Below are 21,713 nucleotides of genomic sequence, written 5' to 3'. Positions count from 1 at the left end.
GACCGGCCGTCCCAACGAGGAGAGTGCTCCATGAGCATCAAGACCGCCATCGTCAACGGCGTGCAGACCATCGAGATCGCGCGTCCGGAGAAGAAGAATGCGCTGACCCGCGCGATGTACCAGGATATGGCCGATGCGCTGGTCACGGCCAACGCCGACAACGCCGTGCGTGCGGTGCTGATCCAGGGCCAGCCGCAGATTTTCACCTCGGGCAACGACATCGAGGATTTCATGGGCAGCCCGCCGCGCGATGAAGACGCGCCGGTGTTCCAGTTCATGCGCGCGATGATCGGCTGCGACAAGCCCATCGTGGCGGCGGTGAACGGCGCGGCGATCGGCATCGGCACGACGCTGCTGCTGCATTGCGACTTCGTCTACGTGGCCGACGACGCGCGTCTGGCGATGCCGTTCGTGAGTCTGGGCCTGGTGCCGGAGTTCGGCTCCAGCCTGCTGGTGCCGCGCCTGATGGGGCCGCGCCGCGCCGCCGAGAAGATCCTGCTGGGCGATCCGTTCACCGGCGAGCAGGCGGTCGAGTGCGGCGTCGCCAACGCGGTGCTGCCGGCGTCGGAAGTGGTGGCGCACGCGCGCCGCGTCGCCGAGCGTTTCAACAAGCTGCCTCCGAGCGCCGTGCGCGAGAGCAAGCAGCTGATGCGTCGCACGTCCAAGGACGAGCTGCTGGCGACCATCCAGGCCGAGGCCGAGATCTTCAGCGCGCGTCTGCGCAGCCCTGAGGCCACGGAAGCCTTCCAGGCCTTCTTCCAGAAGCGCCAGCCGGACTTCTCGAAGTTCTGAGCGACGCTCCCCGCCTCGCGCCCCCCTCGCGGCTTGCCCGTGAGAGCCAGGGGCCTGCCGGAGCGCACGCTCCGGTCGGGCCGCTCACGTCAGGCCGAAGCGGCCGGCCGACCGCTTGCGGTACTCGCTGGGCGTCACGCCCTTGATGTCCAGGAAGCGCCGGTTGAAGTTGGCCATGTTGTTGAAACCGACCTCGTAGGCGATCAGCGTGATGGTGCGGTCGGACTCCTGCAGCAGCTGGCAGGCCCGGTTCACGCGCACGCGGTTCACGAAGTCGGTGAAGGTGTTGCCCGTCGCGCGCCGGAAGAAGCGCGAGAAGCGGCTCTCCGTCATGCCCATTTCCCGCGCCAGATCGGCGGCGGACAGCGGCGCGCCGAGCTGCCCGGTGATGCGGCTGACCAGCACGTCCACCTGCGCGAGCTCGATGTCGCTGTCCTCGCTGCGCAGCGGCGCGCTGGACAGCAGGCGATAGTCGCTGCAGCGGGCCAGTTCCCCCATCCAGTCGCAGAAGGCGCCGAAGCGCGCCAGGCCCTGTCGTGCCTTCACGCGGCGCCAGTGCGCGGTGGCCTGCGCCTGCAGACCGAAGAACTCGATGCCGTGGCGGGCGCGCTCCAGCAGCGGCATCACCTCGCGCAGTTCCGGGATGCCGTCGGCGGCCGCGGCGAAGGGCTCATGCGGGAACTGGACGACCAGGTCGCGTTCCGGAATGCCTGTCTCGGGCACGTCCATGCTGATCCAGTTGTGCGGCAGGCGCGGACCCGTCAGCACCAGCTGGCCCGGCTGGAACTGGCCGATCCAGTCGCCGACGAACACCTTGCCCGACGACGCGGTGATCAGGTGCAGCTCGTACTCGTCGTGGCAGTGCCAGCGCGCCAGCGGGGTCGGGAAGCCGTGCGACAGGCAGCGGATGAAGCCCGCGTTCTCCGACGGCTCGTAACCCAGCTCCGGCGATCGGGAGTAGGCGTACTCCAGCTCGGGCTGGGTGCGTCGCGGTGCGGCTTGCGTCGTCGGCATCAAGGGCTCTCCCCGATGAAGTGTCGCACCCGTCCGGTTGCCGCGCGCAAGGCAGTCTCCAGCCGGGGATCGCCGGCCAGTTCTCCCCACAGCAGCCGATCGTCGGCGAAGGCCGCCACCGGATCTGCCGCGGCGCAGATCGCATGGGCCGCGTCGACGTCCATCACCTGATCCTGGTACTCATGAGGCAGCAGGCCGGCGTGCCAGCGCTGCAGGTAGGCCAGGAACAGCGCCGGCAGCATCGCGACGCTGGCGATCCCCTCGCCCCGCGCCAGACGCTCGCGGATCGTCGGCGTGATGAAGCCCGGGATCTTGCTGAAGCCGTCCATGGCCACGCGCTGGTTGGTGTCGGCGATGGCCGGATTGGCGAAGCGTTCCAGCACCACGTCGCGGTAGGCCGCCAGGTCCAGCGGGCTCGGCTGCAGCACGGGGATGGCGTCGTCGGTGGCGTAGTCGGCCGCCATCCGCCGGATGCGCGGATCCTGCGTGCCTTCGTGGATGAAGCGGTAACCCGCCAGCGTGCCCGCCCACGCGACGCAGCTGTGCGTGGCATTCAGCAGGCGGATCTTGGCCTCTTCGTAGGGCAGCACCGAGTCGACCATGTCCACCCCCACCGTCTCCCAGGCGGGACGACCGGCGGCGAAGCGGTCCTCGATGACCCATTGGGTGAAGCTTTCGCTCATCAGGGCGGCGCGATCGTCGCGACCGGTGGCGGCGCGCACACGGTCGGCGACCTCCGGCGTCGGGCGCGGCGTGATGCGGTCGACCATCGCGTTCGGGCTCGTCGTGTTCGACACGATCCATGTCGCCAGCGCGTCGTCGCCCAGCGCGCGCACGAATTGCAGCAGGCCCTCGCGCGATCGGTCGCCGTTGTGCCGCAGGTTGTCGCAGTTGAGCAGCGTGATCGGCCCCGCACCTGCCGCCTTGCGCGCGCGCAGCAGCGCGGTCAGCGCGCCGTAAAGCGTGCTGCCCGGACGACCTTCGCGCGCGGCGGCCAGGTCGGCGCCCAGTTCCGGCGCCTGCGACCAGTCGAGGTCGTTCCGGCTGTCCAGGTAGTAGCCGGCTTCCGTCACCGTGAAGGACAGGATGCGCGTGGCGGGATCCGCGGCGATGGCGATCAGGCCGGCGAGGTCCGGTGTGTACGGCACGACCGTACGGATGGTTTGCACCCAGGCGTAGCGGCGCTCCCCCTGCGCCGACACCGTCTCCAGCGTGTAGGCGCCGCCTTGCGCCCGCAAGGCGTCGATGGTGTCGGGCATGTCCGGACGCAGGTTGCCGCCGGCCAGCACCCAGCGGGCGTCGCCGCGGTCGTGCAGCGCCTGCAGGTAGAGCGCCTGATGCGCGCGATGGAAGGCGCCCAGTCCCAGGTGCAGGATGGTGAAGGGTCCGGCGGGGGCGGGGGCGGTGGCGGCGTCGAAGCGGGTGTCCTGCGCGATGCTCATGCGGCGAGTCCCTCCTGCGGCGCCACGACGCGGCCGGCGTCGTCGAACCACAGCGCCTGCGCGGTGTCGAGCTGCAGCGAGACCTCGTCCCCGGCCTCGCAGCGTGTGCGTTCACTGAGCCGCGCCACCAGCTGCGAGCCTTCGACGGTGCGCACGTAGAGCAGCGTCTCGGCGCCCAGCGCTTCCACCAGCTCCACGGTGCCGCCCATCGCACCGCCCACTGCGCCACCCACTGCGCCACCCATCGCGCCCTGACCGCGCGGCGCCACGCCGATGGCCTCCGGCCTCAACCCCATGCTGCCGTTCGCCGCGGCGCGCGGGGCGTGCCGCTGCAGCGCCTCGGGCAGCCGGCCGCACGGCACCAGGTTCATCCGCGGCGTGCCGATGAATTGCGCCACGAACTGGTTGGCCGGCCGGTCGTAGAGTTCCAGCGGCGTGCCCACCTGCTCGACCTGCCCGTCGCGCAGGACCACCACGCGACTCGCCAGCGTCATCGCCTCGACCTGGTCGTGGGTCACGTAGATCGTCGTCGCGCCGAGGTCGCGGTGCAGCTTGGCGATCTCCACGCGCGTCTGCCCGCGCAGCGCGGCGTCCAGGTTGGACAGCGGCTCGTCGAAGAGGAACACCTTGGGCGAACGCACGATGGCCCGCCCGATCGCCACGCGCTGCCGCTGGCCGCCCGACAGCGCCTTGGGCGTGCGATCGAGGTAGGCGGTCAGGTTCAGCACCTCCGCGGCCCGTTCCACCTTGGCGCGGATCTCCTCCGGCGGCGCGCCGGCGAGCTTGAGCGCGAAGCTCATGTTGTCGTAGACGCTCATGTGCGGGTAGAGCGCGTAGCTCTGGAAGACCATCGCCAGGTCCCTGCGACTGGAGGGCAGGTCCGTGATGTCGCGGCCGTCCAGCCGGAGCGAGCCGCCGTCGATGCGCTCCAGGCCCGCGATCAGTCGCAGCAGCGTCGACTTGCCGCAGCCCGAGGGTCCGACGAAGACGATGAACTCGCCCCGTTCGATGCTCAGGTCGATGCCGCGGATGGCGCGGTGCTGGGCAAAGAATTTCTCGACGCCGTTCAGTTCAAGGAATGCCATGGGAATGTCCTGCAGGTCCCGGGAGGTCCGGGTCATTTGACGGCGCCGAAGGTCAGCCCTTGCACGAGCTGCTTCTGGCTGAACCAGCCGAACACGACGATGGGCGCGATGGCCATCAGCGAGGCGGCGGAGAGCTTGGCCCAGAACAGGCCTTCGGGGCTGGAGTAGGAGGCGATCAGCGTGGCCAGCGTGCCGGCCTTGGCGGCGCTGAGGTTGAGGCTCCAGAACGCCTCGTTCCAGGACAGCACCAGGCACAGCAGGCCCGTGGAGGCGATGCCGCCCATGCCCAGCGGCAGCAGCACGAGCCGCACCTCCTGCCAGAGCGTGGCGCCGTCCATGCGGGCCGCCTCGAGGATCTCCGGCGGGATGTCGCGGAAGTGCGAGTACAGCATCCACACCATGATGGGCAGGTTGGTCAGCGCGAAGACGATGATCAGCGCCGCCTGCGTGTCCAGCAGCTGGCTCTTCTGCGCCAGCACGTAGACCGGCACCAGCGCGCCGACGGCCGGCATCATCTTGGTGGAGAGCATCCACATCAGGATGTCGCGGGTCCAGCGGCCGCGGAAGAAGGCCATCGCGTAGGCCGCCGGCGCGGCCAGCATCAACCCGAGCACGGTGGACAGCACGCTGGTCACCACCGAGTTGAGGGCGTAGTGCAGGTAGTCGCTGCGGCCCTGGACCTCGTGGAAGTTCTCCAGCGTGGGCGCGAACAGCCATTGCGGCGGCACGGCGACCGCCTGCAGCTCGGTCTTGAAGGCGGTCAGGCCCAGCCAGGCGATCGGGAAGAACAGCAGCAGCGCCACGGCCCAGGCGGCGACGGCGCGCAGCGCCGTGGCGACGGGGAAGGGGGCAGGTCGTCTCGGGGTCATGACGGGCGTCTCCTCAGCGGTCCAGGTTCTTGCCGACCAGGCGTATCAGGAAGACCGCGACGATGTTGGCCAGCAGCACCGCGAACAGCGCGCCGGCGGAGGCCACGCCGGCATCGAAGTTCAGCAGCGCCTGCTTGAAGATCAGGAAGGTCACGTTGGTGCTGGCGTCGCCGGGGCCGCCGCCGGTGGTGGTGTAGATCTCCGCGAAGATGCCGAGCAGGAAGATCAGCTCGATCATCACGACGACGGCGACGGACCGCGCCAGATGCGGCAGGTAGAGGAAGCGCACCTGCTGCGCGTAGTTGGCGCCGTCCATGCGCGCCGCTTCCAGCTGTTCGCGGTCCATGCCCTGCAGCGCGGTCATGAAGATCAGCGTCGCGAAGGGCAGCCACTGCCAGGCCACCATCACGATGACCGAGAACAGCGGGTGATCGGTCAGCCAGTCCACCGGCTGAGCGCCGAAAGCCGTCCAGACCTGCGCCAGCACGCCGTAGATCGGATTCATCATCATGTTCTTCCACAGCAGCGCGTTGACCGTGGGCATGACGAAGAAGGGCGAGATCAGCAGCACGCGCACGATCCCGCGGCCGGGGAAGGGCTCGTTGATCAGCAGCGCGATCGCGAGGCCGATCCCCACGGTGATCCCGATCACGCTGCCGAGCAGCAGCAGGGTGTTGGTGACCGCCGTGCCGAAGGACGGATCGGTGACGAAGAACTCGAAATTCTCAAGGCCCGCGAAACCGGTCTGGTCCGGCTGCAGCAGGTTGTAGCGGACCAGCGAGAAGTAGATCGTCATGCCCAGCGGCACGATCATCCACAGGAACAGCGTGCCGACGGCGGGCGCCAGCAGCAGGCGCGGCATGGAGCGATTCATGGCCGCTTACTTCCGGTAGTAGCCTGCCTTGGTGAGCTCGCGCTCGGCCGTCGTCTGGCCGGCCTTGAGCGCGGCGTCCACGGTGGTCTTGCCGGCCAGTGCCGCGCTCAGCTGCTGTCCGACGGCGATGCCGATCGCCTGGAATTCAGGGATCGCGGCGAACTGGATGCCGACATACGGGCTCTTGGGCAGCGTGGGGTCGTTCGGGCTGGCCGAGTCGATGGCGGCCTTCTCCGCGGCGGCGAAGCGCGCGGCCTTCTGGAACTCCGGATTCGCGTAGGTGCTCTTGCGCGTGCCGGTCGGCACCTTGGCCCAGCCCTGCGTCTTCGCCACGAGCTGGATGTAGTCCTTGCTCGTGGACCAGGTGATGAACTTCTGCGCCGCGGCGACCTTGCGCGAGCCGGCGGGGATCGCGAGGTTCCAGGACCAGAGCCAGTTCGCGCCCTTGGGCGTGTTCATCGTCGGCGCCTGCGCGAAGGCCATCTGCGCGGCGACCTGACTCTGTTTGGGATCGGAGACGAAGGACGCGGCGATGGTGGCGTCCACCCACAGGCCGCACTTGCCGGCGTTGGTCAGCGCGAGGATCTCGTTGAAGCTGTTGGAGGCCGATCCGGGCGGGCCGTATTGCTTGAGCAGGTCGACGTAGAAGGCGGTCGCGTCCTTCCAGGGCTTGGACTCGAGTTGCGGCTTCCACTGCATGTCGAACCACTGGCCGCCGAAGGTGTTCACCAGCGTGGTGATGAAGGCCATGTTGTCGCCCCAGCCCGGCTTGCCGCGCAGGCAGATGCCGTAGACGCCGTGCTTGGGGTCGTGGATCTTCGCGGCCAGGTCTTTCACCTGCGTCCAGGTCGGATGGTCGCCGAGTTGCACGCCGGCCTTGTCGGCGAGGTCCTTGCGGTACATGAGCATGGAGCTCTCGGCATAGAACGGCGCGGCGAAGAGCTTGCCGTCCACCGACACGCCGCTGCGCACGGTGGGGAGCAGGTCGTCGACGTCGTAGGCCGGGTCGGTCTTGAGTTCCTGCAGCCAGCCCTTGCGGCCCCAGATCGGCGCCTCATACAGGCCGATGGTCATCACGTCGAACTGGCCGCCCTTGGTGGCGATGTCGGTGGTGACACGCTGGCGCAGCACGCCTTCTTCCAGCGTCACCCACTTCAGCTTGATGTCGGGGTTGGCGTCCTCGAAATGCTTGCTGAGCTTCTGCATCTCGATCATGTGGCCGTTGTTGACGGTGGCGATCACCAGCTCGGTGGGCGTCTGGGCCTGGGCCGCGCCGACGAGGCCACAGAGAGCGACCAGGCCGGCGAGCGTGGTTGCGGTGAGCAGGGGCAGTCGCGACCGGTCGATACGGACGAAGCGGGGCATCGGGAGTCTCCTGTTATGGGTATCGGTCTTGGCCACCGGATCGAGCCGGCGCTGAGGTCGAACGATAGCCACTCGCAGTTGCTGCGTTGATACCCGAGGGCCGGGTTGGTGATACTCCTTTGCATCACTGTGTAGCGGTTGTCCCGATGACGCCTCAACCGCGTATCAGTCTCGCGGACCTCCGGTACCGCAACGATGCGAAGTGGCGTTGCGGGTCGCGAAGCACAATGAAAAACGCGCCCCTCAGGGCGCGTTGTCGTTCATGGGTGCCGATCGCTCACGCGGTCTCGGCCGGTCCGGCCACGCGGACCGGCAGGTCGTCCGTGTCACCCGACTTGCCCGACAGCGCCAGGTCCAGCGCGTCGTGGTCCAGCGCGCGTTCCCACTTGGACACGACGATGGTCGCCACCGCGTTGCCGACGAAGTTGGTCAGCGAGCGGCACTCCGACATGAAACGGTCCACGCCCAGGATCAGCGCCATGCCGGCCACCGGCACTTCCGGCACCACCGACAGCGTCGCCGCCAGCGTGATGAAGCCCGCGCCCGTCACGCCCGCCGCGCCCTTGGAGCTCAGCATCGCCACCAGCAGCAGCGTGATCTGGTGGGTCAGCGTCAGTTCGGTGTTGGTCGCCTGCGCGATGAACAGCGCCGCCAGCGTCATGTAGATGTTGGTCCCGTCCAGGTTGAACGAGTACCCCGTCGGCACGACCAGCCCCACCACCGTCTTCTTGCAGCCGGCCTTCTCCATCTTCTCCATCAGCGACGGCAGCGCCGACTCCGACGACGAGGTGCCCAGCACCAGCAGCAGTTCGGCCTTCAGGTAGCGGATCAGCTTCAGGATCGAGAAGCCGCACAGTCTTGCCACGATGCCCAGGATGACCAGCACGAACAGCAGCGAGGTCAGGTAGAAGCTGCCCACCAGCATGCCCAGGTTGAGCAGCGAGGCCACGCCGTACTTGCCGATGGTGAAGGCCATCGCGCCGAACGCACCGACCGGCGCCGCCTTCATCAGGATGTGCACCATCCGGAACACGGGCGCGGTCAGCGCCTCGAAGAAGTGCAGCACCGGCTTGCCGCGATCGCCCGTCAGCGCCAGCGCGATGCCGAACAGCACCGCCACGAACAGCGTCTGCAGGATGTTGCCATCCGCCAGCGCGCCGATCAGCGACTTGGGGATCACGTCCATCAGGAAGCTGACCAGGGTCAGGTCATGCGTCTTCTCGACGTAGCGGTGCACTTCCTTCTGGTCCAGGTCGGCCACGTTGACGTTCATGCCGGCGCCCGGCTGCACGACGTTGGCCACCACCAGGCCGACGATCAGCGCCAGCGTGGAGAAGAACAGGAAGTAGGCCATCGCCTTGCCGAACACGCGGCCGACGGCGCTCAGCTGCGTCATGCTGGCGATGCCGGTCACGATGGTCAGGAAGATCACCGGCGCGATGATCATCTTCACCAGCTTGATGAAGGCGTCGCCCAGCGGCTGGAACTTGACGGCCAGCGCCGGCTGGAAATAGCCGAGCGTGATGCCGATCGCGATCGCGATGACGACCTGCAGGTAGAGGTGGCGATACCACGGCACGGGCACGGCCGGCGCGGCGGAGGCGGAAGGGGTCAGCATGGAATACGGCTCCGGTTGCGGCCAGGCAGTATCCCATCCGAGGTTTTTCCGATGCTGCGGGATCTACCTACAAACCCTGAGAGGTGAATGCCCATTCGCACCGCGGGGCGCAGACCGACCGGACGGCCCTATCGCGGGGCCCCCGTGCACGGATCGGGTCAGGCCTCCTGGCCGAAGACGCGCGACTTGCCTTCGCGGTCGATCGCGACGTAGGTGAGGTTGGCTTCGGTCACCTTGACCACATGCGGATTCGCCGGGTTGCGCTCGGCGAAGACCTCGACGTGCACGGTGATCGAGGTGCGCCCGATGCGCGTGACCTGTGCGTAGAAGCTCAGCAGGTCGCCCACCGACACCGGCTGCTTGAAGATGAACTGGTTGACCGCCACCGTCGCGATGCGGCCGCGCGAGATGCGCGCCGGCAGCACCGAGCCGGCCAGGTCGACCTGCGCCATGATCCAGCCGCCGAAGATGTCGCCGTTGCCGTTGGCATCCGCGGGCATCGGCATCACGCGCATCACGAGCTCGCGCGGTCCGATGGTCTCGGGCGAGAGCAGGCTGCCGGGCGTCGTGACGGACGTTGCGACGGGTGCCGCGGCGGGCGGGACGGCGGGGCCCTCGGCGGGGGCATTGGGAACGGTGGAGTCGCTCATGATGGCCAAACGGTGACAATGAGCGGCATTGTCGTCCAGCATGTCCGCCCTCGCCAGGGCGGGTGCCCGACTCCACGGCAAGACCACGCACCCCTCCATGCGCCGTTCCACACTCGCCGGCACCGCGCCGACCCCTCCCGCTCCTTCCACCGACGGCGCCGCCGTGTCCGCGTCGTCCGCAGCCGCGCCCGAAGCGCGCGGCGACTGGCACACCATCGCGCGCCTGCTCCCGTACTTCTGGCAATACCGCTGGCGCGTCGGCATCGCGCTGGGTTTCATGGTCGCGGCCAAGCTCGCCAACGTCGGCGTGCCGCTGCTGCTCAAGCAACTGGTCGACAGTCTCGACATCCCCGCCGGCAGCGCACAGGCGTTGATGGTCGTGCCGGTCGGTCTGCTGCTCGCCTACGGGATGCTGCGGCTGTGCACCTCGCTGTTCACCGAGGCGCGCGAATTGATCTTCGCCAAGGCCACCGAGGGCGCCTCGCGCAGCATCTCGCTGCAGGTGTTCCGCCATCTGCACGACCTCAGCCTGCGCTTCCACCTCGAACGCCAGACGGGCGGCATGACCCGCGACATCGAGCGCGGCACGCGCGCCGTGCACGCGCTGATCTCGTACTCGCTCTACAGCATCTTCCCGACGCTGGTCGAGGTCGTGCTGGTGCTCAGCCTGCTCGCGGTGAAGTTCGACGTGCGCTTCGCCTGGATCACCGGCGCGGCGCTGGTGTTCTATATCGGCTTCACGATCGTCGTCACCGAGTGGCGCACCAAGTACCGCAAGCTGCTCAACGAGCTCGACTCGCATGCGCACAGCAAGGCGATCGACTCGCTGCTGAACTATGAGACGGTGAAGTACTTCAACAACGAGGACTTCGAGGCCGCCCGCTACGACCAGAGCCTGGAGCGCCTGCGCCGCGCGCAGCTCAAGTCGCAGCGCACGCTGTCGCTGCTCAACAGCGGACAGCAGGTGATCATCGCCGCCGCGCTGGTGGCCATGCTGTGGCGCGCAACGCAGGGCGTGGTCGACGGCCGCATGAGTCTGGGCGATCTGGTCATGATCAACGCCTTCATGATCCAGCTCTACATCCCGCTGAATTTCCTCGGCGTGATCTACCGCGAGATCAAGCAGAGCCTGACCGATCTGGAGAAGATGTTCGGCCTGCTGGCCCGCGAACGCGAGATCGCCGACGCGCCCGGCGCCCAGCCGCTGCGCGTGATCGGCGCGGACGGCGCGACCGTGCGCTTCGAGGATGTGCACTTCGCCTACGAGCCCCAGCGTCCCATCCTGAAGGGCGTGAGCCTGGAGATCCCGGCGGGCAAGAAGGTCGCCGTGGTCGGGCCGAGCGGGTCGGGCAAGAGCACGCTGGCCCGGCTGCTCTACCGCTTCTACGATGCGCAGTCGGGCCGCATCGCCATCGACGGCCAGTCGCTCGCCGAGGTCACCCAGCAGAGCGTGCGCCGCGCGATCGGCATCGTGCCCCAGGACACCGTCCTCTTCAACGACACGATCGCCTACAACATCGCCTACGGCCGCCCCGAGGCGACGACGGAGGAGATCGAGGCCGCCGCGAAGTCCGCGCACATCCACGACTTCATCAGCGCGCTGCCGCTGGGTTACCAGACCATGGTCGGCGAGCGCGGCCTGAAACTCTCCGGCGGCGAGAAGCAGCGCGTCGCGATCGCGCGCACGCTGCTGAAGAATCCGCCCATCCTGATCTTCGACGAGGCGACGTCGGCGCTGGACTCGCGCAACGAGCGCGCCATCCAGGCCGAGCTCGAGGCCGCCGCGCAGGACAAGACCGTGCTGGTCATCGCGCACCGGCTCTCCACGGTGGTCGACGCGCACGAGATCCTGGTGATGGAGCAGGGCCTCATCGTCGAGCGCGGCACGCACGCCGCGCTGCTCGCGCAACGCGGCCGGTACGCGCAGATGTGGTCGCTGCAGCAGGACGGCCAGGATCGGCAGGACCTGCCGGAAGGTGCCATCGCGCCGCGGGGATAAACTCCCGCGCCGTGGAAACCAAATGGCTTGAAGACTTCGTGAGCCTGGCGGAGACGCGCAGCTTCTCCCGCTCGGCTCAACTGCGGCATGTCACGCAGCCCGCGTTCTCGCGCCGCATCCAGGCGCTGGAAGCCTGGGCCGGCGTCGATCTGGTCGACCGCTCGTCCTATCCGACGCGACTCACCGCCGCCGGCGAGACGCTGCTGGGCCAGGCCGTGGACCTGCTCGGCAATCTGCAGGCCACGCGCAACATGCTGCGCAGCCACCAGTCGGCGGGGCAGGACATGATCGAGTTCGCCGTCCCGCACTCGCTGTCCTTCAGCTTCTTCCCGCACTGGCTGATGGAGCTGCGCCAGCGCTTCGGCGAGGTGAAGTGCCGGCTCAACGCGCTCAACGTCCACGACGCGACGCTGCAGCTCAGCGAAGGCAACTGCGACCTGCTGGTCGTCTACCACCACCCGAGCCAGCCGCTGCAGCTGGACCCGGAACGTTACGAATCGGTCTCGCTGGGCCACGAGACGCTGGCCGCCTATGCGAAAGCTGACACAAGCGGCGCGCCGATGTTCCGGATTTCCGGACACCCGGGGCAGAAGATCCCCTTCCTCAGTTACGCCTCGGGCGCCTATCTCGGGCGATTGGTGGAACTGATCGTCAAGGGCGCGGCGCAGCCGCTGAACTTCGAATCCGTCTTCGAGACCGACATGGCCGAGAGCCTCAAGGCCATGGCCATCGAGGGGCACGGACTGGCCTTCCTGCCGGCCAGCTCGGTGAAGAAGGAAGTGAAGGCGCGCCGCCTGGTGCGGGCCGCGGAGCCCGGCCAGTACGAGCTCAACATGGAGTTGCGCATGTACCGCGAGCGCCAGGGATCGACGCGACGGGTCAAGCCGGTCGCGCAGGCGCTGTGGAATTTCCTGACCCACGCCGAGAAGATCGACGCTTGAGTCGGCGGCTGAAGCGACAGGCCGGTCGACGCCCGACATGCCGACCTGAACCGGGCACGGAACCTGCATACGTAAGCCACGCAACAAGTCGAGATGCGTGATACTCCCTACCCAGCAAAGCGACCGCTCATGGTCTGCTCTGCCGTTTGGGAGGCTCACCGGTCGAACCTCCCTGAATCCGCTTTTTGAATCCGAACAAGCAGGAGCATCTATGAAGAAGGCATTGCTGGTACTGGCCCTTGGCGCGGCGTTGGTTGGCGTGGCGCAGGCCGACACGCTCAAGAAGATCAAGGACACAGGCAGCGTGACCATGGGCGTTCGCGAGTCCTCGGGCGCGCTGTCCTATACGCTCGGCGACGGCAAGTACGTGGGTTACCACGTCGAGATCTGCCAGAAGGTGCTGGGCGACGTCCAGAAGCAGCTGGGCCTGTCCAAGCTGGACATCAAGTACCTGCCGGTGACCTCGCAGAACCGGGTGCCGCTGGTGCAGAACGGCACCGTGGACATCGAGTGCGGTTCCACCACCAACAACATGACCCGCGCCAAGGACGTGGCCTTCGCCGTCACGACCTACGTCGAGGAAGTGCGCATCGCGGTCAAGGCCGATTCGGGCATCACCTCGATCGCCCAGCTGAACGGCAAGACGGTCGCGACGACCACCGGCACCACCTCGGTCCAGCTGCTGCGCAAGCATGAGCGCGCCAACGGCGTGGACTTCAAGGAAGTGCTGGGCAAGGACCACGCCGACAGCTTCCTGCTGCTGGAGTCGGGCCGCGCCGACGCCTTCGTGATGGACGGCCAGATCCTGGCCGGCAACATCGCCAAGTCGCGCAACCCGGCGGGCTTCAAGATCGTCGGCGAAGTGCTGTCGGTCGAGCCGATCGCCATCATGGTCCGCAAGGACGACCCGGCCTTCAAGAAGGCCGTGGACGACAGCATCAAGGGCCTGATGAAGTCGGGCGAGATCGCCAAGCTGTACGACAAGTGGTTCACGCAGCCGATCCCGCCGACCAACACCAAGGTGGGCCTGCCGGCCACGGCCGCGACGAAGGACGCCTGGGCGAACCCGAACGACAAGCCCGTCGAGGAATACGCCAAGAAGTGATGGTCCTCGCCTGAGCACAAGGCGCCCCGCGGGGCGCCTTGTCGCAACAGGCCTTCGTAGTGTTGGATGGAGCACGCCATGGCGAGCTGGGATTGGCAGTTGTACTGCACAGACATGGTGACCGAGGAGGTCGCGCCGAAGTGTTTCGGTGCTCCCGGTTATGAGACTTACCTGGACGCGATGATCCACGGCTGGGGCTGGACGATGTTCGTCTCGGTCGTGGGGCTGCTGGTGGCGCTCGTGGCCGGATCGCTGATCGGCGTGCTGCGCACGGTGCCGAACAGGAAACTGGCGATGTTCGGCGAGTCCTGGACGGAGCTGTTCCGGAACATTCCGCTGATCGTCCAGGTGTTCATCTGGTATCACGTGGTGCCGCGCCTGTTCCCGGTGCTGGACCTGCCGCCCACCATCCTGGTGGTGATCGCGATCGGCCTGTTCACCTCGGCACGGGTCGCGGAGCAGGTCAAGGCCGGCATCCTGACGCTGCCCAAGGGTCAGCGTTATGCGGGCCAGGCGCTGGGGCTGACCCTGCCGCAGACCTACCGCCATGTGCTGCTGCCGATGGCGTTCCGCATCGTCATCCCGCCGCTGACCAGCGAAAGCATGAACATCGTCAAGAACTCGGCGGTGGCCTTCGCGGTGAGCGTGCCCGAGCTGGCGCAGTTCGCGCTGCAGGCGTCGGAGCAGTCCAGCTTCGTGCAGATCTTCCTGCCCGTGACGCTGCTGTACTTCGTCTCGGCCTACGCGATCAACCGCGTGGCCAAGGGCATCGAGTGGTACGTGCGCGTGCCCGGCATCCTGGGAGCGAAGTGACATGACGCAACTCGATTTCTCGTTCCTGACCTGGGACGTCCTGACGTCCTTCGTGGCCAAGGGCCTGTGGTTCTCCATCCAGCTGACGATCTCGGCCATGATCGGCGGCATCGTGCTGGGCACGGTGCTGGCGCTGATGCGCCTGTCGGGCCGGTGGTGGCTGGAAAGGCCGGCGGCGTTCTACGTCGACACGCTGCGCTCCATCCCGCTGGTGATGGTGATCCTGTGGTGCTACCTGCTGCTGCCGTACGCCACGGGCGCGCTGGGCTGGAGCACCTTCAAGCCGGAGACCACGGCGCTGATCACCTTCACGCTGTTCGAGGCCACCTACTACTCGGAGATCATGCGCGCGGGCATCCAGTCGGTGTCCAAGGGCCAGGTCTACGCGGGGTACGCGATGGGCATGACCTACCGCCAGACCATGAGCCTGGTGGTGCTGCCGCAGGCCTTCCGCAACATGCTGCCGGTGCTGCTGACGCAGACCATCGTGCTGTTCCAGGACACGTCGCTCGTGTATGCGATCGGCGCGTACGACCTGCTGAAGGGCTTCGAGGTCGCCGGCAAGAACTTCGGTCGGCCGATGGAGACCTATCTCTTCGTCGCCGTCGTCTATTTCGTGATCTGCTTCAGCCTCTCCATGCTGGTCCGCCGGCTGCAGAAGAAGATCGCCATCATCCGTTGAGGTCCGCTCCATGATCGACATCAAGAACGTTTCCAAGTGGTACGGCCCGTTCCAGGTGCTGACCGATTGCTCCACCACCATCCAGAAGGGGGAGGTGGTGGTGGTGTGCGGCCCGTCGGGGTCGGGCAAGTCCACGCTGATCAAGACCGTCAACGCGCTGGAGCCGATCCAGGCGGGCGACATCGTGGTAGACGGCACCAGCCTGACCGATCCCAAGACCAACCTGCCCAAGCTGCGCTCGCGCGTGGGCATGGTGTTCCAGCATTTCGAGCTGTTCCCCCACCTGTCGGTGACCGAGAACCTGACGCTGGCGCAGGTCAAGGTGCTGGGCCGCAACATGGCCGACGCCAAGACCCGCGGGCTGAAGATGCTGGAGCGCGTGGGCCTGATGGCGCACAAGGACAAGTTCCCGGGCCAGCTGTCGGGCGGCCAGCAGCAGCGCGTGGCGATCGCGCGGGCCTTGTCGATGGACCCGATCGTCATGCTGTTCGACGAGCCGACCTCGGCGCTGGACCCCGAGATGGTCGGCGAGGTGCTGGACGTGATGGTCCAGCTGGCCAACGAGGGCATGACCATGATGTGCGTGACGCACGAGATGGGCTTCGCGCGCAAGGTCAGCCACCGCGTCATCTTCATGGACGCCGGCAAGATCATCGAGGACTGCACCCGCGACGAATTCTTCGGCGATCCGGAAGCGCGCTCGCCGCGCGCCAAGGACTTCCTGGCGAAGATCCTGCAGCACTGAACCCCGACGCCTCCGGCGTCCCGCGTTCCGTCCAGAAGGCCCGCTCCGCAAGGTGCGGGCCTTTTGCGTTCTGACACCCATCGAGGTGGTCGCGATCTGACCGATTTGTGCGGCGAGTCGCACGAGGTGTGGTGACGTCGTGCGGGAATCCGCCCGGCAACACCTGGCATCAATCCAGGAGCATCGGCATGTTGATGCTGCTGGCGGGGCAGCATTTGGGGCGGTGCGACAATCCCGCCCCATGAGCGAAACCCTTGTCCTGACCCGTCCCGACGACTGGCACGTGCACCTGCGCGACGGTGCCGCCCTGCAGAGCGTCGTCCCGTATACCGCGCGCCAGTTCGCGCGCGCGATCGCGATGCCGAACCTGAAGCCGCCGATCACGACGGCTGAACAGGCCCTCGCGTATCGCCAGCGCATCCTCGCCGCGGTACCCGCCGGCGTGGACTTCGAGCCGCTGATGACGCTCTATCTGACCGATCGCACCACGCCCGAGGACATCGCCGCCGCCAAGGCTGCTGGCGTCGTCGCGCTGAAGCTGTATCCAGCCGGTGCCACGACCAACAGCGATGCCGGCGTCACCGACATCCGCAAGACCTATGCGACGCTGGAGGCCATGCAGAAGGCCGGCCTGCTGCTGCTGGTGCACGGCGAAGTGACCGACGGCGACGTCGACGTCTTCGATCGCGAGGCCTTCTTCATCGACCGCGTGATGCAGCCGCTGCGCAAGGATTTCCCCGAGCTGAAGGTCGTCTTCGAGCACATCACGACGAAGGAAGCCGCGCAGTACGTGACCGGTGCCGACCGCTTCACCGGCGCGACCGTGACGCCGCAGCATCTGCTCTACAACCGCAACGCGATCTTCATGGGCGGGCTGCGTCCGCACTATTACTGCCTGCCGGTGCTCAAGCGCGAGGAGCATCGCCTCGCGCTGATCAAGGCGGCGACCTCGGGCAGCGCCAAGTTCTTCCTCGGCACCGACAGCGCCCCGCATGCGTCGGTGATGAAGGAGAACTCGGTGTGCGGCGCCGGCTGCTTCACTGCGCTGTCCGCGATCGAGCTCTATGCCGAGGCCTTCGAGGCCGCGGGCGCGCTCGACAAGCTCGAAGCGTTCGCCAGCTTCAACGGCGCCGACTTCTACGGCCTGCCGCGCAACACCACGCAGGTCACGCTGCGCAAGACCGACTGGACGCTCCCCGACGCCGTCCCCTTTGGCGAGGCGGCGCAGCTCAAGCCGCTGCGCGGCGGTGAAGTCATGACCTGGAAGCTCGACTGACCCTCACTTGAACTGATACGACGCCGACAGATAGAAGAACCGTCCGCGAGGGTCGGTATAGCTCGGGTCGTATCCCGAGATGAAGAAGTAGGCCTGGTTCGAGAACGGCGGCGCCTTGTCGAACAGGTTCTTCACCCCGGCGCGGAGGGTGAGCGCGGAGGTGGCTTCCCATCCGCCTGCCAGGTCCCACAGCGAGTACGCCTTCACCCTGTTCCTCGAGACGATGTTCCCGGCGTCGTTGTCGATGGCCGAGTTCTGGTCGTCGTAGCCGCTGTAGAACGTGTTGGCGAGGTTGAGGCTCCACGGTCCGCGCGACCAGTCGAAGTTCAGCCGATGGCGCCAGCGTTGCACGACGCCGTCGGTGACGAAGCGGCCCAGGTTGCTGATGAACGGATCTCCGTCGCCGGTCTGCTTCTTCGACGAGAGCGTGAGCGTGCCCACCAGCCGGGCGCCGAAGCGTCCCCAATCGGTGGCGGGCGAGCGGAACTGCAGCGTCAGGTCCAGCCCGGAGGCCTTCTGCTTGCCGCGGTTCTCCTTGTGCAGCTCGATGAAGCAGATCGACGAATCGTCGGGGTCGAAGTCGCAGCCGTCGACCGGCACCGCGTCGTTGTAGCGGTGGATGAGCGAGGCGTACTTGTCGGCGTTGGCCAGGATGACGTCCTCCCCGATCGTGCTGATCAGGTTGCGCTTCTCGATGTTCCAGTAGTCCAGGCCGATGCTCCAGTTCGGCGTCGGATCCGTCAGTACCCCGATCGAGAACTGCCGCGACTTCTCCGGCTTCAGCTTGGCGTTCGAGTAGATGCGCGTTTCCCAGAAGTCCGAGCAACTGGTCAGGTCGTTGTCGTTCTCGCGCATGCAGACCGGGTCGGCGAGCACCGGCGTCGTGCTGGTCTTCACCGAGCGGTAGAGGTCGTTCATCGACGGCGCGCGGAAGCCGGTGCCTGCCGAGGCGCGGAAGGTGAGGTCCTTCATCGGCGCGAAGCGCAGGCCGATCTTGGGATTCGTGGAGCCGCCGATCTTCTGGTAGTGGTCATGACGCAGCGCCAGCTGCAGTTCCCACTGCTTGGCGAAGGGCACCAGCAGCTCCCCGTACGCGGCCCAGATGTTGCGCGCGTTCTTGGTGAACTGCGCGTCGCCGGGCGTCGGGTCGCCGAGGATGTCGTCCGACAGCAGCAGGTCGCTGGCCGACGATTCGGACTTCTCGCGCCGCATTTCCGCACCGACCGCGATCGCCATGTCCCCGCCGGCCAGACGGCTCAGCGTGCGCGTCGCCTTGACGTCCAGGCTGTCCATGGTGCCGCGCGCGCGGCGCACTTCCTGGTTGATGTTGTTGTCGCGCAGGAAGTCCAGCCCCGCCTGGCTGGACGGGCCGAACGGATTCAGGAGGCCGTCGGCATAGGCCTGCATCGTCGCGTTGTAGGGCAGGTAACCGCGCACGTCGCGGTCGGAGATCCGGTTCACGCTGTGGTTGAGGCCCCAGTCGTAGTCCCACGCGCCGACCGTGCCGGTCATGCCCAGCACCACGCGGCTGCCGGTGCTGGTGAGCTCGCTGGCGCGATTGCCGGCTTCGAGCATGCGGGTGCGGACCTCGATCTCCGGATCCACGTCGGCCAGGCCGGTCGCCGCCAGCGCCGGGATCATGGACACGTCGAGCAGTGCGTCGATCCGGTTGCTCGTGCCCACGTACCAGCTCTTGCTGCGCGAGTAGGAGGCCTCCACGAAGAGCTGGTGGTTGCCGCCCAGCGCCACGACGCCGCGGCCGAGGACGTTGCCCTTCTCGGTTTTGGGATACAGCTCGAGGTCGCGCATGTAGTCGTACGAGCAGGCGTCGACCCCGCCGATGCCGGCCGGCAGGTAGAGCGTGTGCGGCGCCTGGCAGTCCGGGATGCTCAGGTTGATCGTGCGGTTCGTGATGGGCCGGCCGTTGAGCAGGAAGCCCTGTTCCTGCAGATAGTCGCGCTGGTCGGAACTCAGGCGGATGTTGCCCGGGAAGGTCACGCCCGACAGCAGGTGCGGCAGCCGCTCGGGGATGCGCAGGTCGGAGATGAAGTCGCGCTGCGAGGTCCGCAGCGCGTCGGTCTTCTGGAAGTCCAGCACGCCCATCACGTTGAAGCCGTCGCGCGCCAGGTCGCCGTGACCGGCGGCGATGGACGCGGTGCGCTTGCCCGCGCCGCCTTCGCCGGTCTTGCCGCCGTAGACGTCGAGCTGCACGCCCTGGTAGTCCTTGCGGGTGATGAAGTTGACGACGCCGCCGATGGCGTCGGTGCCGTAGATCGCGGAGGCGCCGTCGAGCAGCACCTCCACGCGCTCGATCGCGGCGGCGGGGATGTTGTTGAGGTCGACGCCGTTGTCGTCGCCCGGCGAGGCGAAGTTGGCCATGCGTCGGCCGTTCAGCAGCACCAGCGTCGACGACGTGCCCAGTCCGCGCAGGTTGGCCGAGTTGAAGCCCATCTGGTCCTTGACGCCGCCCGTGCCGATGCTGACCCCGTCGGTCAGCGCGTTGCTCATGGCCGAGACCGTCGCCATGATCTCGGCTGCCGTGGTGACGCCGGCCTTCACGATGTCGGTGCGGTTGATCACCTGCACGGGCAGGGCGCCTTCGTCGGCGATGCGCTTGATCGCGGAGCCGGTGATCTCCACGCGCTGCAGTTTCTGCGCCGACGGCGCGGAGGCCGCCGGGTCCGGCGGCGCGACCTGTGCGTGCGCCACGCCGCATAGTGCGACCAGGGCCGCGGCCGCGCAGACACGCGGAGCGAACGGCGGTCGAAGCGTGACGGGCGAGGGGCGCGGGGATCGGACGGTCATGAGGGGCTCCCGGAGGCCGATGGGGGTGGCTCTGTCGAACCAGTCTAGGGAGCGGGCCGTCACGGACAAGGGTGATGACCCGCGACAGTCGCGACGAAGCAACTGGGCGGTGACCATTGGTCACCCGTTGGTGGGTTCGAGAGGCTATGGTGGGGTGAGAGGCCGCATCGCGCGGCGGGAGGCTCTGACGATGTCCGTTCGCTGTGTGCTGTGGTGCGCCGCTGCTGCGCTTCTGTTGGCGTGGTCCGGCCAGGCAACGCCTGCCCCCCTGTCGGATGTCCCCATTAAAGGTCACGCCATGGCCATCGGCGGTGCGCTCAAGGCCGACAACGACGAAGTCTGGAACCGCCTGATCGCCCTGGCCGGCGGACGCGGCGCGCGGTTCGTCGTCTTCGGCACCGCGGCCGAGGACCCCGAGGCCAGCGCCAAGCAGGTCGTCGAGCAGCTGCAGCGCCGCGGCGCCTTCGCCGAGGCGCTGCCGGTGGCGCCGAAGTTCTCGTGGGTCGACCTCAACAAGGTCGTGCGCGACGCCGCGCTGATCGCCAAGGTGCGCAACGCCAAGGGCATCTTCTTCACCGGCGGCTCGCAGGAGCGCATCGTCGACGTGCTCTACCCGGGCGGGCACTCGACGCCCATGCTGGACGCGATCTGGGAGGTCTACCGCAAGGGCGGCGTCGTCGCCGGTACCTCGGCCGGCGCGGCGATCATGAGCACGGTGATGTTCCGCGACGCCCCCAGCGTCATCAGCATCCTCAAGGGCCAGTGGGAGGAGGGCAAGCAGATCGACCGCGGCCTGGGCTTCGTCGGGCCGGAACTCTTCGTCGACCAGCACTTCCTCAAGCGCGGGCGCTTCGGCCGCATGGTGCCGCTGATGCTGGCCAAGGGCTACAAGCTGGGCCTGGGCGTGGACGAGAACTCCGCCGCCGTGATCCGCGGCGACGAGGTCGAGATCCTCGGCCACAAGGGCGCGCTGCTGGTCGACCTGAGCGAGGCGTCGTCGGACCGCAGTCTCGGTGTCTTCAACCTGAAGAACGCCCGGCTGACCTACCTCGACCACGGCGACCGCATGAACCTGCGCACGCGCGGCGTCACGCCCTCGCCGGTGAAGCTGCGCGGCCAGAAGCTCGAACCCGGCGCGCCCGACTACAAGCCCTATTACACGCTGCCACAGTTCTACACGGACATGCTGGGCGATTCGACGATCTCCACGGCGATGTCCATCCTGATCGACAGCGTCCAGCCCGAGTTCCGCGGCCTGAGCTTCGAAGCCGCGCCCAAGGCCGGCGACACGCTGGCGGACCTGGGCTTCCTGTTCCGGCTCTACAAGGGCCCGGGCAGCATCGGCTGGAGCACGGACGAACTCGGTCCCGAGGACTACACGGTGGTCAATCTCTACCTCGACGTGACCCCGGTGCGCATGCCCTTGCCGCTGTTCGGTCCCTGGCCGGGCGAGCCTCGCACCAGGAAGCCCGCCGCGGCCGAGGAACCGCCTGCGGGCGAACGACCACAGCAGTGAGGCAAGCGGCGACCAAGGTCGCCCGGGCGACCGGCAAGGCCGTCCGGCATCCGGATTGCTGGCGGCCTCTGCAAAGCCGCTAGCATGCGGCGTCCGCTCTTCCTTGCCCTTCGCTCCCGTCC

General features: G+C 67.5%; 18 protein-coding genes. 9 read left to right on the top strand and 9 right to left on the bottom strand.

Features of this window, described 5'->3' with window-relative positions; translation table 11 throughout:
• Positions 1 to 30: 30 nt before the first annotated feature.
• Positions 31 to 792 carry an enoyl-CoA hydratase gene (locus tag PV762_RS09015; RefSeq protein ID WP_421034687.1) on the top strand — a complete coding sequence of 254 codons (762 nt, stop codon included), beginning with the start codon at positions 31 to 33 and terminating at the stop codon, positions 790 to 792.
• An 84-nt stretch (positions 793 to 876) separates the two neighbouring features.
• Here PV762_RS09015 and PV762_RS09010 read toward each other — a convergent pair whose 3' ends face one another.
• The 8 genes from PV762_RS09010 to PV762_RS08975 form a co-directional block, all read right to left on the bottom strand.
• Positions 877 to 1,806: an AraC family transcriptional regulator gene (locus PV762_RS09010; protein WP_421034686.1), complete on the bottom strand. Its 930-nt coding sequence runs from the start codon at positions 1,804 to 1,806 to the stop codon at positions 877 to 879.
• On the bottom strand, positions 1,806 to 3,248 hold the full coding sequence (dalD, locus tag PV762_RS09005) for a D-arabinitol 4-dehydrogenase (protein WP_421034685.1): 1,443 nt from the start codon (positions 3,246 to 3,248) through the stop codon (positions 1,806 to 1,808). The genes PV762_RS09010 and dalD overlap by 1 nt, the downstream gene beginning before the upstream one ends.
• The gene (locus tag PV762_RS09000) at positions 3,245 to 4,333 is read right to left on the bottom strand and encodes an ABC transporter ATP-binding protein (RefSeq protein WP_421034684.1); all 1,089 of its coding nucleotides are present in this window, start codon (positions 4,331 to 4,333) and stop codon (positions 3,245 to 3,247) included. Before PV762_RS09000 ends, dalD begins: the two co-directional genes overlap by 4 nt.
• Before the next feature lie 32 nt (positions 4,334 to 4,365).
• Positions 4,366 to 5,202: a carbohydrate ABC transporter permease gene (locus PV762_RS08995; protein ID WP_421034683.1), complete on the bottom strand. Its 837-nt coding sequence runs from the start codon at positions 5,200 to 5,202 to the stop codon at positions 4,366 to 4,368.
• Positions 5,203 to 5,215: 13 nt separating this feature from the next.
• On the bottom strand, positions 5,216 to 6,076 hold the full coding sequence (locus tag PV762_RS08990) for a carbohydrate ABC transporter permease (RefSeq protein WP_421034682.1): 861 nt from the start codon (positions 6,074 to 6,076) through the stop codon (positions 5,216 to 5,218).
• A 6-nt stretch (positions 6,077 to 6,082) separates the two neighbouring features.
• Positions 6,083 to 7,441 (bottom strand): ABC transporter substrate-binding protein, encoded by a 1,359-nt coding sequence (locus tag PV762_RS08985; protein WP_421034681.1) that lies wholly within the window; start codon positions 7,439 to 7,441, stop codon positions 6,083 to 6,085.
• Positions 7,442 to 7,718: 277 nt separating this feature from the next.
• Positions 7,719 to 9,059 carry a dicarboxylate/amino acid:cation symporter gene (locus tag PV762_RS08980; protein WP_421034680.1) on the bottom strand — a complete coding sequence of 447 codons (1,341 nt, stop codon included), beginning with the start codon at positions 9,057 to 9,059 and terminating at the stop codon, positions 7,719 to 7,721.
• A 158-nt stretch (positions 9,060 to 9,217) separates the two neighbouring features.
• Positions 9,218 to 9,709 (bottom strand): acyl-CoA thioesterase, encoded by a 492-nt coding sequence (locus PV762_RS08975; RefSeq protein ID WP_421034679.1) that lies wholly within the window; start codon positions 9,707 to 9,709, stop codon positions 9,218 to 9,220.
• A 97-nt stretch (positions 9,710 to 9,806) separates the two neighbouring features.
• Between PV762_RS08975 and PV762_RS08970 the strand changes: the two genes are divergently transcribed.
• From PV762_RS08970 to pyrC, 7 genes are all read left to right on the top strand, one after another.
• Positions 9,807 to 11,708 carry an ABCB family ABC transporter ATP-binding protein/permease gene (locus PV762_RS08970; protein WP_421034678.1) on the top strand — a complete coding sequence of 634 codons (1,902 nt, stop codon included), beginning with the start codon at positions 9,807 to 9,809 and terminating at the stop codon, positions 11,706 to 11,708.
• Between the two features lie 11 nt (positions 11,709 to 11,719).
• Entirely contained in the window at positions 11,720 to 12,649 is a 930-nt protein-coding gene (locus PV762_RS08965; protein WP_421034677.1) for a LysR substrate-binding domain-containing protein, read from the top strand.
• Positions 12,650 to 12,860: 211 nt separating this feature from the next.
• On the top strand, positions 12,861 to 13,754 hold the full coding sequence (locus tag PV762_RS08960; protein ID WP_421034676.1) for an amino acid ABC transporter substrate-binding protein: 894 nt from the start codon (positions 12,861 to 12,863) through the stop codon (positions 13,752 to 13,754).
• A gap of 78 nt (positions 13,755 to 13,832) precedes the next feature.
• Positions 13,833 to 14,567, top strand: a complete 735-nt coding sequence (locus PV762_RS08955) for an amino acid ABC transporter permease (RefSeq protein WP_421034675.1) — start codon at positions 13,833 to 13,835, stop codon at positions 14,565 to 14,567.
• A 1-nt stretch (position 14,568) separates the two neighbouring features.
• Positions 14,569 to 15,249 (top strand): amino acid ABC transporter permease, encoded by a 681-nt coding sequence (locus PV762_RS08950; protein ID WP_421034674.1) that lies wholly within the window; start codon positions 14,569 to 14,571, stop codon positions 15,247 to 15,249.
• A 10-nt stretch (positions 15,250 to 15,259) separates the two neighbouring features.
• Entirely contained in the window at positions 15,260 to 15,994 is a 735-nt protein-coding gene (locus PV762_RS08945) for an amino acid ABC transporter ATP-binding protein (protein WP_421034673.1), read from the top strand.
• A gap of 241 nt (positions 15,995 to 16,235) precedes the next feature.
• Positions 16,236 to 17,270, top strand: coding sequence for a dihydroorotase (pyrC, locus tag PV762_RS08940; RefSeq protein ID WP_421034672.1), 1,035 nt, complete (start codon positions 16,236 to 16,238; stop codon positions 17,268 to 17,270).
• 3 nt (positions 17,271 to 17,273) lie between these two features.
• Here the strand turns inward: pyrC and PV762_RS08935 are convergent, their stop codons facing one another.
• On the bottom strand, positions 17,274 to 20,075 hold the full coding sequence (locus tag PV762_RS08935) for a TonB-dependent receptor (protein WP_421034671.1): 2,802 nt from the start codon (positions 20,073 to 20,075) through the stop codon (positions 17,274 to 17,276).
• A 298-nt stretch (positions 20,076 to 20,373) separates the two neighbouring features.
• Here PV762_RS08935 and PV762_RS08930 point away from each other — a divergent pair, with 298 nt between their 5' ends.
• Positions 20,374 to 21,591 (top strand): cyanophycinase, encoded by a 1,218-nt coding sequence (locus tag PV762_RS08930; RefSeq protein ID WP_421034670.1) that lies wholly within the window; start codon positions 20,374 to 20,376, stop codon positions 21,589 to 21,591.
• Positions 21,592 to 21,713: the final 122 nt, after the last annotated feature.

The sequence above is a fragment of the Mitsuaria sp. CC2 genome, from assembly GCF_048957715.1.
Classification (GTDB): domain Bacteria; phylum Pseudomonadota; class Gammaproteobacteria; order Burkholderiales; family Burkholderiaceae_C; genus Roseateles.
This window is presented reverse-complemented; position numbering and strand designations above follow the sequence as displayed.

What these genes read in the sequence shown, in the direction of transcription:
- PV762_RS08950 (WP_421034674.1), top strand. Translation starts at nt 14,569, where the DNA reads ATGACGCAACTCGATTTCTCGTTCCTGACCTGGGACGTCCTGACGTCC.
- PV762_RS08990 (WP_421034682.1), bottom strand. Translation starts at nt 6,076, where the DNA reads ATGAATCGCTCCATGCCGCGCCTGCTGCTGGCGCCCGCCGTCGGCACG.
- PV762_RS08970 (WP_421034678.1), top strand. Translation starts at nt 9,807, where the DNA reads ATGCGCCGTTCCACACTCGCCGGCACCGCGCCGACCCCTCCCGCTCCT.
- PV762_RS08985 (WP_421034681.1), bottom strand. Translation starts at nt 7,441, where the DNA reads ATGCCCCGCTTCGTCCGTATCGACCGGTCGCGACTGCCCCTGCTCACC.
- PV762_RS08935 (WP_421034671.1), bottom strand. Translation starts at nt 20,075, where the DNA reads ATGACCGTCCGATCCCCGCGCCCCTCGCCCGTCACGCTTCGACCGCCG.
- PV762_RS08955 (WP_421034675.1), top strand. Translation starts at nt 13,833, where the DNA reads ATGGCGAGCTGGGATTGGCAGTTGTACTGCACAGACATGGTGACCGAG.
- PV762_RS08960 (WP_421034676.1), top strand. Translation starts at nt 12,861, where the DNA reads ATGAAGAAGGCATTGCTGGTACTGGCCCTTGGCGCGGCGTTGGTTGGC.
- PV762_RS08980 (WP_421034680.1), bottom strand. Translation starts at nt 9,059, where the DNA reads ATGCTGACCCCTTCCGCCTCCGCCGCGCCGGCCGTGCCCGTGCCGTGG.
- PV762_RS08975 (WP_421034679.1), bottom strand. Translation starts at nt 9,709, where the DNA reads ATGAGCGACTCCACCGTTCCCAATGCCCCCGCCGAGGGCCCCGCCGTC.
- PV762_RS09010 (WP_421034686.1), bottom strand. Translation starts at nt 1,806, where the DNA reads ATGCCGACGACGCAAGCCGCACCGCGACGCACCCAGCCCGAGCTGGAG.
- PV762_RS09000 (WP_421034684.1), bottom strand. Translation starts at nt 4,333, where the DNA reads ATGGCATTCCTTGAACTGAACGGCGTCGAGAAATTCTTTGCCCAGCAC.
- PV762_RS09015 (WP_421034687.1), top strand. Translation starts at nt 31, where the DNA reads ATGAGCATCAAGACCGCCATCGTCAACGGCGTGCAGACCATCGAGATC.
- PV762_RS08995 (WP_421034683.1), bottom strand. Translation starts at nt 5,202, where the DNA reads ATGACCCCGAGACGACCTGCCCCCTTCCCCGTCGCCACGGCGCTGCGC.
- PV762_RS08930 (WP_421034670.1), top strand. Translation starts at nt 20,374, where the DNA reads ATGGCCATCGGCGGTGCGCTCAAGGCCGACAACGACGAAGTCTGGAAC.
- PV762_RS08945 (WP_421034673.1), top strand. Translation starts at nt 15,260, where the DNA reads ATGATCGACATCAAGAACGTTTCCAAGTGGTACGGCCCGTTCCAGGTG.
- pyrC (WP_421034672.1), top strand. Translation starts at nt 16,236, where the DNA reads ATGAGCGAAACCCTTGTCCTGACCCGTCCCGACGACTGGCACGTGCAC.
- dalD (WP_421034685.1), bottom strand. Translation starts at nt 3,248, where the DNA reads ATGAGCATCGCGCAGGACACCCGCTTCGACGCCGCCACCGCCCCCGCC.